Below are 9673 nucleotides of genomic sequence, written 5' to 3' on the forward strand. Positions count from 1 at the left end.
GAGCCACACGAATGTCCAGACGACGCGAATGCCCATGACAGTGCTGGAGTGAGGGCACCGCCGAGCCTTGGCGAGGCGGCCGTATGGTAGGGCAAGCCTTTTTGGTTACTTTTTCGGCGTCTGGAAAAAGTGACCCGCCGTAAGGGCGGAACCCGTAGAAAGTCGTGACACATCGAATGGATATGGACTCGGCATAGGTGCGGGCGCATCGCAAAACAACTGGCACACGGGGTACATATCCGGCATTCGCGGTTAACTGAAATGATGGTTTCGCTCTTACAGCGAGTCACTTTGCAAAAGCGGCAAAGTAACCAAAGCGCTTTCGCCCCTGCGTACGGCCTTCGCTGCGCTCAGGTGTCCCTCGCTCCGGTCCCGCTCCGTGGGCCCGCCGTGACGGGCCATCCCTGGCCCAACACGGCTCTCCCGGCATCCATGCCGGTCGACCCACTACGCAGAACCTCCTCTCGGCCTCCCGAAGGGCAGGCAGATCAAAAACCAGTGCAAAAACAAGATCAACTGCCCGCCGAGGCGGCCTACAGGCCGACCTGTTTAGCGAAGCACATTTCTCTAAACAGGCCAGCTGGCAACAGAGTATCTACAAGGAATACGTAGCAGTTGACGAGCTGTGCGAGGCTACGTCCGGCTGCATCGCGAGCAGGCTAGCTCCCACCGGGGACCGCTACAAGGTTCTGATCGAATTGCTGATCCCACGGGCACACTGGATAACGGTCGAGGCCAATTTATCTTCGGCTTCTTCCATGCTCCAGCGACTGCTCGGCACTACCACATGCACGGCCGCAACCGGCAGGCCGTTGCTGTTGAATATCGGTGCGGCAATGGTCATGTCCCCCAGGAACATTTCTTCCTTGTTGGTGGCATAGCCCTGATTGCGGCTGGTGATCACACGCTCAAAAATGGCGGTGGCATCAGTCAGGGTGTAGCGGGTCAGCTCAGCCAGCGTGCTGTCTTGCAGCACACGGCGAATTTCGTCATCCCCCAGGCCACTCAGATAGGCTCGACCGCCCCCGGTGCAATACATCGGGATTCGACTGCCGATGGGCATGTGGATCGGGATAAATTTAGGCGCCACAAAACGGGATACATAGACCATGTCCAGGCCGTCCGGCTCCGTCAGGTTGACCGTTTCGCCCGTGAGCTGGTTGAGCTCGGCCAGGTAGGGGTTTGCGACATCGACCAGTATGTCGGCGGCTAAATAGTTGTAGCCGATTTCCATAACCTTGGGCGTTAACTGGAAGCGTCGGCTTTGCGGGTGCTTACGCACATAGCCGAGTTCTTCAAGGGTATGCACCATGCGCTGGGCCGAGCTTTTGCTGATGCCCGCAACCTGCGCGATATCCGCCAGAGTCATGGTGCGCCGCGCTGCCCCGAAGCCGCGAAGTACGGCCAGGCCCTTTTCCAGTGACTGGTTGAAAAGAGGATTGTTGCTGTCGCTCATGGCGCATCCTTGGCTTTTTTCGACCTACAAATATCGGTGTGCGATATTTATAAATCTCTTTACGATTTAAGTAAATTGGTTATAGTCGATGGCGGCATTTTGTACCAGAGGGTGCAAGGGTGTTAAATGCTGCCCCGCAACAATAAAAGCGACCACAGGGAGATTCGCTATGCACAAACCTTTTCAAGTACTGACGCTTGTATGCGCAATGGCAGCCGGACTGATTGGATCAGCCAGTGCTGTTGCAGAGCCTGTCTATAAAGTCGGTGCAACGGCGACAGGTATCCCGTTCACCTTCCTCGATATCAAGAGCGGAAAAATCCAGGGCATGATGGTCGACGCCGCTGAAGCCGTCGGCAAAGCAGGGGGGTTTGACACCGAGATCCAGCAAACCACGTTTGCCGCGCTGATCCCTTCGCTGACCACCAACAAAATTGACCTGATTTCCGCCGCCATGCTCAAAACCCCTGAGCGTGAAAAGGTTGTGCAGTATTCCGATCCGATTTTCAGCTATGGCGAAGGCCTGATCGTCCAGACTGACGATCCCAAAGAATACAAGACCATGGATGACCTGGCCGGTGAAGTGGTCGGTGCTCAAGTGGGCACGGTATTCCTCGACGCCCTGAACAAGCACGGCGGTTTCAAGGAAGTGCGCAGCTACGACTCTATTCCTGACCTGATGCGTGACCTGAAGCTGGGTCGCATCAAGGCTGCTTTCGGCGATCGTCCGATCATCGCTTACCAGTTGGCCCAGGGCAAAAACCCGGAAGTGAAACTGTCGAGCACCTATGTGCCGGTCGTGATGGGTGATGTATGCCTGGTCATGCGTCAAGGCGACGCCGAGAAACTGGCGCAGGTCAACAAGGGCATTGCCGCCATCAAGGCTGACGGCTCGCTGCAGCGCATCATCGAGAAGTGGAAGCTGAACTGATGATTCTGTGGCCCCCGCTCTGCGGTGGGCCACTTCTTGTAGCGGTGTGCAGGTAGTTTATGTTTCTCCAGGACGCGTTGGACTTTCTTCCGATTCTGCTCAAAGGCGCAGTGGTCACTGTGCAGGTCACGGCGGGTTCGTTCCTGCTCAGTTCAGTGATTGGCCTGATGTTCGCGCTGATGATGGTTTCCAAAATCCGTGCCGTCGCCTTGTTCGCCATTGGCGTGGTCAATGTGATTCGCGGGTTGCCGATCATCGTGCAACTGTTCTACATCTATTTCGTCTTGCCCGACTTCGGCATCCAGCTCAGCGCCATGCAGGCCGGTGTGATCGGTCTGGGGATTGCCTATTCGGCCTATCAGGCCGAGAACTTCCGGGCCGGCATTCAAGCCATCGACATTGGCCAGATCGAGGCAGCCGAATCCTTTGGCATGCGCGGCCTGATGATCATGCGCCGCATTGTGCTGCCCCAGGCGTTTCGCATTGCCTTGCCGCCTTATGGCAACACGCTGGTGATGATGCTCAAGGACTCCTCGCTGGTGTCGACCATCACCGTGGCCGAGATGACGCGCCAAGGTCAACTGATCGCTTCTTCGACCTTTGAAAACATGACGGTCTACACCCTGGTTGCGTTGCTCTATCTGTCGATGAGTTTGCCGCTGTCTTATGGCTTGCGTCGTCTGGAAGGACGTTTTGCGCTGCGGAGGCGTACATGAAAGCAACGTCAAAACTCACCTTGCCGCCTTCGCTGTGGTCCGCCACGGCGCGCTCGGCTGCGATGACCCAGGCGCTCGCCGAAAACAAGCGCGTGGACGTGGCCATTGTCGGCGCCGGTTACACGGGGCTTGTGACCGCGCTGCGCCTGGCCGAGTCGGGTGTCAGCGTGTGTGTGCTGGATGCCGGGGAGCCAGGCTGGGGCGCTTCGGGGCGCAATGGCGGGCAGGTCATTCCCGGTCTCAAATACGATCCGGATCAACTGATCGAGCGTTTTGGTGCGGCCCGCGGCGAGAAGATTATTGAGGCGTGCGGCGGGGCGGCAGACGAAGTGTTTTCGCTGATTCGCGAGTACGGCATTGCGTGCGATGCAACCCGCAAGGGCTGGATTCAACCCGCGTACTCCAGTGCCACGATGAAGACCCTGGAACACCGTGCCCGGCAATGGCAACAACGTGGTGTGGCGGCTGAGTTGCTGGACGCCAGTGCCGTTTGCCAGCGCATCGGCACGCAAAATTACGTGGGCGGCTGGGTTGACCCCCGTGCGGGAAGCCTGCATCCACTCAATTACGCCCGGGGGCTGGCCAGATCGGCGCTGGGCCGTGGAGCGATGATTCACAGCGATAGCCGGGTAACCGATCTACGGCGCATCGGCACGCAGTGGCAACTGACCACCGCCCAGGGCCACAGCGTCACGGCTGAACGGGTGGTGTTGGCCACCAATGGCTACACCGACGGTTTATGGCCCGGCTTGCGGCAAACCGTGCTGGCGGCCAACAGCTTCATGATTGCAACGCGACCGCTTTCGCCGGAGCTGCGCAAAACCATTTTGCCTGGTGGGGAAGTGTGTTCGGATGCGCGTCGCCTGTTGCTGTACTTCAAGCAGGATGCCCAGGGGCGGGTGCTGCTGGGTGGTCGCGGGCCGTTTGCCGAGCCGGGTCGCAATGAAGACTGGGCGCATCTGGAACGCTCGCTGATCAGCGTGTTCCCGCAGCTGGCGGGCGTCGCGATTGAGTACCGCTGGAGCGGTCGTGTGGCGCTCAACCATAGCGTGCTGCCACAACTCCATGAGCCGCAACCGGGCCTGTCAATCCTGATGGGCTACAACGGGCGCGGCATTGCGATGTCCAGCACCCTGGGCAAGCACCTCGCGGCCCGTGTTTCGGGGGGCAGCGATGACTTCCCGTTCCCGGTGACGCCGATTCGCAGAATTCCCTTCCATAGCCTTCAGCGCTTGTATGTGGCCGCAGGCATCAGCTATTACCGGCTGCTGGATGCGTTGAACGGGTGAGGGGTGGGCTGGCGCCGATCTTCAATCGGACTTGATGCTGGAGACATCGGCAGCCCTGACCTTGATGTGTTTGCCTGCAATGTCCACAAACTCGTACAGGCCGTCCTTGTTCGTGGTAACCGGCAGGTCTTTGGTCAGGTATTGCGTGCCGTTTTGCAGGGTCACAACGCTCGGGGTTGCGCAGCCTGCCAGTCCCAGCAAGGCAACCACAAGCAGGGGTAAACCGATAGCGTTGATTTTCATGGGTGTACCTTGAGCTCTTGGCAAAGTGGAGAGTGTTCGCGCCGGGCGTCGTCGAGCAGCCAGCGCTGGAAAGTAATTGCTGCATCTGACAGCGTTTTATGGCGAGAGTGCGCCAGGTAGTCCGCATTCGTGCTTAAAAATTCAAAAGGCCCCACGCGTCGCAGTTCGCCCTTGTCGATTTTGTCCCTGACCATAAAGTCCCAACCCAGCCCCACCCCCATGCCCTGCACGATTGCCTGATAGGCGAGCGTGACCTGATTGAAGGTCGGTCGCTTGGCATCGGCTTTGTGTTCCAGGCCGAAATGCTTGAACCAGTCGTGCCAGTCCATGCAGTTCCATCCCGAGGCGTCGAGTTCGATCAGGGGCAATGTTTGAAGGTCGGCAGGTTCATCGACGCTGGCCAATACCAGGTCAGTGCGGGCGACAGGGTAGACCTTTTCGGCAAACAGTGGCTCGACACTCAATGATGACCAGTGACCGGCGCCGTATAAAATCGTGAAGTCGTAATCGGCAACGCTGGATTCATGGATGTCGTTGCTGGCGTGAATATTGACCGTGATTGACGGATGCTCGGTATTGAACGCAAGCAATCGCGCAAACAGCCAGAACTGCGCGACGGCATGGGTACAGAGCACTGTGACGGAGTTGGGGGCATGGGCTGCCTTGATCCGATTGACGCTGTACTGCAGGCGTTCGAGCAGGGTGGTGACTTCGCTGAACAGGCTTGCTCCGGCCTGGGTCAGGCAAATGCCCCGCGCCTGGCGCTCAAACAAGGTGAGCTTGAGGTTGTCTTCCAGGGCCCGGATCTGTTTGCTGATCGCACTTTGAGTCAAACACAGTTCGCTCGCTGCGCGGGTAAAGCTGCCAGTGCGCGCGACGGCTTCGAAGGTAATCAGGCTGTCCAGAGGGGGCAGGTTTTTCGAGTAGCGATTCACAGAAACCTTACAGCAGGTTGTGGGGGGGACGGTATAAGGCATTCCTGCACGGAATGCCAGTATGCCAAATGATCTTTTGTGCCAAATAGTTGGGCCGCTTACGCTCACTCGATATTGATCAGTTTGAGAGTCTTGAATGAAACGCGGGATAGTCTATGCCGGCATGGCCGGTGCAGTGTGGGGTCTGGTGTTTCTGGTGCCCAAGCTGTTGCCGGAGTTCAGCCCGCTGTTACTCAGTTGCGGGCGTTTTATCGTGTACGGGGCCGTGTCGCTGATTGTGTTGCTGCCCAACGCCCGGCGTTTGCTGGGCCAGCTGACTCGGCGCGATGTGCTGACACTGGTCAAGTTCGCGCTGCTGGGCAATCTGATTTATTACATGCTGCTGGCGGCATCGATTCAGTGGGCAGGTATCACCGCCGCTTCCTTGATCGTGGGGGTATTGCCCCTGAGCATTACCTGGCTGGGGCGCCGCGATGCTGCAGCGGTGCCATTGGCAAGGCTGGCGTGGCCGTTGCTGCTGGTGCTGGGCGGCGTGCTTTGCATCAATCTCGAGGCCTTGTTCGGCAGCACGTCGCAGCAGCCGCTGGGGGACAAGGTGCTGGGCGTGCTGTGCGGGATCGGTGCCTTGCTGTGCTGGAGCTGGTTTGCGATCGAGAATGCGCGGTATTTGAAGCACAGTCAGTTTGACAGTGGGCAGTGGTCGACCCTGTGGGGCGTCACCACCGGTGTGCTGGGCTTGTTGATCTGGGGCGTTGCCCATGGACTGTCCCTGGACGCGGTGACGGTCGAGGTCAGTGATCAGCGCTGGCAGATGTTCTGGATGGTCAATCTGGCGTGCGCCGTGCTCGGCTCATGGTTCGGCAATCGGATGTGGAATGCGTCGTCCCGGCGTCTGCCGCTGACCCTGAGCGGGCAATTGATTGTGTTTGAAACGGTATTCGCGCTGTTCTATGGCTTTGTGTACCTGCAACGCTGGCCCACCTTTTCAGAAGCTCTGGCGGTGGTGCTGCTGCTGGGCGGTGTCAGTTGGGCGGTGCGCTGCCATGCCCCGGCGCGGACAATGCTCGCGCCGTGATCGAGGTGCGGGGTGATCAGCTCGGGCAGGTTTTGGCCCCATTGTTGAGGTCCTGTTTTTCGCTGCGGCTGAGCAGGGTGGCCTTGCCATCTTTCCAGGTCAGGGTCAGCACGTACAACGAGTCGAAGTCATTGCCGGGCCAGTCTTCTGTGAGCGAGGTTTTTTTGCCCAGGGCCTGGCTGGCAACGTTATTGATCAGGTCCGGCAAATAGCCGTGGGACCACGCGGTGTAGATGGTGGAGTTGTGATACTGGTCGCCGGTCAGCTCCCTGGCCAGTGCGCGGGTGTCGTTGGCCGAGTACTCCAGGTTGATCGGCAAGCCCAGCTTGATGGCGCTGGGGTTGATGGTCATCATCGGTCGCACGTAGCTGTAGGCGTCATCATCAGCCCCTTCTTCCACTTGTCGCGACGGGTTGGCGGCAAACACGTAGTCGGCCTTGCCATAGCGTTGCGGCAGCAGGGTGGCCAGATCAATTGCGCGGTTAAGTCCCTGGCAGGTGAGCTGGCCAAGGCCGTCGGCCGGTTTTTCGGCGTGACGCATAAACACCAGGGTTTGTACGCCGTCTACCGGCTGGGCAAACACATCATCCGCATGTACGGCCAGCGTCACGGCGCCTGCAACCAGTAACAGCGGGATTGCCGCCAGTGCGTAGGGTTTGATTCGAAATTTATTCCAAACAGACTGGGTCATGGGGCTCTTCTACATACCGCATTAAGGCTGACTGGCCTGGCACATCGAGCGTATCGCCCGCGTGTTTATCCCTGTCATTGCTACACCACCTGTGTTTCTCATCCTTGGTCCAAGCAATCATTAGATGTCATTTTCAAATATGGTTCGATTTTACCTGCGCTAGATTGCGAATGGTCCTACAGGCCGAGTGCTATGGTGGCTTTTTTGTATGACAAAATCGTTCTCTCTTTAGTCGGGTCACTCTTCAGAGGCATTCGCCATGCTCCCAGCGCCACTCAGAAAACCGAGCAATCCCGTGCATGTGCGTGTTCGTGCCTGGCGCGGACGGGTGGGGCTGGGCATGGTTGCCAGCTTGTCGGTACTGGCGGGCATGACCGACGCCATCGGCTTTCTGGCCACCGGTGATTTTGTTTCATTCATGAGCGGCAACACCACGCGCCTGGCGGTCGCCATAGGCGAGGGCGACGTGAGTCTGGTGGTGCGTCTGTTGTTTGCGGTGCTGGCGTTTATTGTCGGCAACGCCCTCGGGGTGTTGCTGGCGCGCTGGGGCGGGCGACGTGCATTGCCGTTGATGCTGGTGATCGCAGGCTTGTTGTGTACCGCGGCGTTGCTGCCGTTTGCCACGCAAGTGCCGGCGTTGCTGGCGGCCATTGTGGCGATGGGCATGCTCAATGCGGCGGTGGAGCAGGTTAACGGGCTACCGGTGGGCCTGACCTATGTGACCGGGGCGTTATCGCGTTTTGGCCGGGGGGTGGGCCGCTGGCTGCTGGGCGAGCGACGCAGCGGCTGGCGAGTGCAGCTGGTGCCCTGGACCGGGATGCTGCTGGGGGCGGTACTGGGGGCGCTGCTGGAAACACGGTTCGGGCTCAAGGCGATGCTGTTCAGTGCCGGTTTTGCCGCCGTGCTCGGGCTGCTGTCGTTGAGAATCCCGCGCCGCTGGCAACGCGATTACATGCCACGCTAAACGCCCGTTTTTCTTCGCTCACGCTGCGCGTAAACTGGCCCGGCGCATCAGGGGATGTTCTCGATCAGTTTGTGTGGCGCGCAAACTGATCGAGAATGCCCCCTGGCATGCCCAACCCGCCAACAGGAGTCGTTGTGTCCAAGCCAGTCGATGACAATTCATCCCTTGAGTCATTCTCCATTGAGAGTCCTGCGCCGCTGTATGCGCGCGTCAAACAGGCCATTGCGCAAAAAATCCGTTCGGGCGCCTGGCTGCCCAACTCCAAGCTGCCCTCCGAGAGTGAGTTGCTTACCCTGTTGGGCGTGAGTCGCATGACGATCAATCGCGCATTGCGTGAGCTGACCATCGAAGGGTTGCTGGTGCGCATGCAAGGGGTGGGGACATTTGTTGCCGTGCCCAAAGGCAATGCGGCGTTGTTCGAGATTCATAACATTGCCCAGGAAATCGCCGACCGTGGCCACGTGCACCGCTGTGAAGTGATCGTGCTCGAAGAAGTCCCGGCCAAGGTCACGCCTGTGTTGCCATTTGCACTGGACGGTATCAAGCGGTTCTTCCATTCGGTGATGGTGCATTACGAAAACGATGTACCGGTGCAGATTGAAGAGCGCTACGTGAATGCCGAGATCGCACCTGAGTACCTGCAGCAGGATTTCACCCGTACCACGGCCTATGCCTACCTGATGAACCTCGCGCCATTGACCGGCGGTGAGCATGTGGTAGAGGCCATTCATGCCAAATCTGCAGAGTGTCGCCTGCTGCACGTCAAGCGAAACGAGCCTTGCCTGCTCATTCGCCGCCGCACGTGGGCGGCTCAAGGAATGGTGGGGTGTGCCCGCCTGGTGTACCCGGGCACGCGCTATCGCCTGCAAGGCCAGTGCGGCAACTGAGGGGTCGCTGATAGCGGGTAACGATGTGTTACTCGCGTTACTTTTGGTGCATTTTTGTTACCTTCCCGCCTGTTGATGCACAAAGTTGCGGCAACTTGATGCAGATTTTTCGTGCGACATATTCTTTTCGCAAAAATTAAAAATTTTTTAACTATCTGATTTATAACATTTTTACATAGAAAAAACAGGCCATTGGCGCATTGCCGCTTGTGTGTTGGCCCTTCGCTTGCATTCACTTGTACATACAGGCTGGTATAAGTGCGCACCTGTCGCACTGCACCGTATGACGTTGATGCTTTTTTATGAGGGACTGCCCATGACAACTGCCCATGACCGTCACCGTGAAGGTGAAATCCGCGCCGCCCGTGGCACCCGGCTCACTGCTAAAAGCTGGATGACCGAAGCGCCGCTGCGGATGTTGATGAACAACCTCGACCCGCAAGTGGCCGAGAACCCGACCGAGCTGGTGGTGTATGGCGGTATTGG

At 58.5% G+C, this 9673-nt stretch carries 10 protein-coding genes and 1 pseudogene; 7 read left to right on the forward strand and 4 right to left on the reverse strand.

Annotated features, from left to right (window positions below):
- Positions 1-679: 679 nt before the first annotated feature.
- The gene (locus KO536_RS23525; RefSeq protein ID WP_046808658.1) at positions 680-1456 is read right to left on the reverse strand and encodes an IclR family transcriptional regulator; all 777 of its coding nucleotides are present in this window, start codon (positions 1454-1456) and stop codon (positions 680-682) included.
- A 169-nt stretch (positions 1457-1625) separates the two neighbouring features.
- Here KO536_RS23525 and KO536_RS23530 point away from each other — a divergent pair, with 169 nt between their 5' ends.
- Genes KO536_RS23530 through KO536_RS23540 form a run of 3 tightly spaced genes read left to right on the forward strand, consistent with a single transcriptional unit; the run spans position 1626 to position 4392 of the window.
- Positions 1626-2387 carry an ABC transporter substrate-binding protein gene (locus KO536_RS23530; protein WP_133078489.1) on the forward strand — a complete coding sequence of 254 codons (762 nt, stop codon included), beginning with the start codon at positions 1626-1628 and terminating at the stop codon, positions 2385-2387.
- 59 nt (positions 2388-2446) lie between these two features.
- Entirely contained in the window at positions 2447-3103 is a 657-nt protein-coding gene (locus KO536_RS23535; RefSeq protein WP_133078490.1) for an amino acid ABC transporter permease, read from the forward strand.
- Complete coding sequence (locus KO536_RS23540) at positions 3100-4392, forward strand: FAD-binding oxidoreductase (protein WP_219263204.1); 1293 nt, start codon at positions 3100-3102, stop codon at positions 4390-4392. The genes KO536_RS23535 and KO536_RS23540 overlap by 4 nt, the downstream gene beginning before the upstream one ends.
- 21 nt (positions 4393-4413) lie before the next feature.
- On the opposite strand, the gene KO536_RS23545 is transcribed toward KO536_RS23540, so the two are convergent.
- Together KO536_RS23545 and KO536_RS23550 are read right to left on the reverse strand one after the other, a co-directional pair.
- Entirely contained in the window at positions 4414-4635 is a 222-nt protein-coding gene (locus KO536_RS23545) for a YgdI/YgdR family lipoprotein (protein WP_133078492.1), read from the reverse strand.
- Complete coding sequence (locus KO536_RS23550) at positions 4632-5570, reverse strand: LysR substrate-binding domain-containing protein (protein WP_219263205.1); 939 nt, start codon at positions 5568-5570, stop codon at positions 4632-4634. Before KO536_RS23550 ends, KO536_RS23545 begins: the two co-directional genes overlap by 4 nt.
- Before the next feature lie 136 nt (positions 5571-5706).
- Here KO536_RS23550 and KO536_RS23555 point away from each other — a divergent pair, with 136 nt between their 5' ends.
- Positions 5707-6645, forward strand: coding sequence for a DMT family transporter (locus KO536_RS23555; RefSeq protein ID WP_219263206.1), 939 nt, complete (start codon positions 5707-5709; stop codon positions 6643-6645).
- 16 nt (positions 6646-6661) lie between these two features.
- Here KO536_RS23555 and KO536_RS23560 read toward each other — a convergent pair whose 3' ends face one another.
- Positions 6662-7336 carry a histidine phosphatase family protein gene (locus tag KO536_RS23560; RefSeq protein ID WP_219263207.1) on the reverse strand — a complete coding sequence of 225 codons (675 nt, stop codon included), beginning with the start codon at positions 7334-7336 and terminating at the stop codon, positions 6662-6664.
- A 259-nt stretch (positions 7337-7595) separates the two neighbouring features.
- Here KO536_RS23560 and KO536_RS23565 point away from each other — a divergent pair, with 259 nt between their 5' ends.
- From KO536_RS23565 to KO536_RS23575, 3 genes and pseudogenes are all read left to right on the forward strand, one after another.
- Positions 7596-8300 (forward strand): YoaK family protein, encoded by a 705-nt coding sequence (locus KO536_RS23565; RefSeq protein WP_133078496.1) that lies wholly within the window; start codon positions 7596-7598, stop codon positions 8298-8300.
- Positions 8301-8434: 134 nt separating this feature from the next.
- The gene (hutC, locus tag KO536_RS23570) at positions 8435-9187 is read left to right on the forward strand and encodes a histidine utilization repressor (RefSeq protein WP_219263208.1); all 753 of its coding nucleotides are present in this window, start codon (positions 8435-8437) and stop codon (positions 9185-9187) included.
- 316 nt (positions 9188-9503) lie between these two features.
- Positions 9504-9673: pseudogene (locus KO536_RS23575) on the forward strand (urocanate hydratase); the annotation flags it as partial.

It is taken from the genome of Pseudomonas sp. NKUCC02_KPG, from assembly GCF_019345465.1.
Lineage (GTDB): Bacteria > Pseudomonadota > Gammaproteobacteria > Pseudomonadales > Pseudomonadaceae > Aquipseudomonas.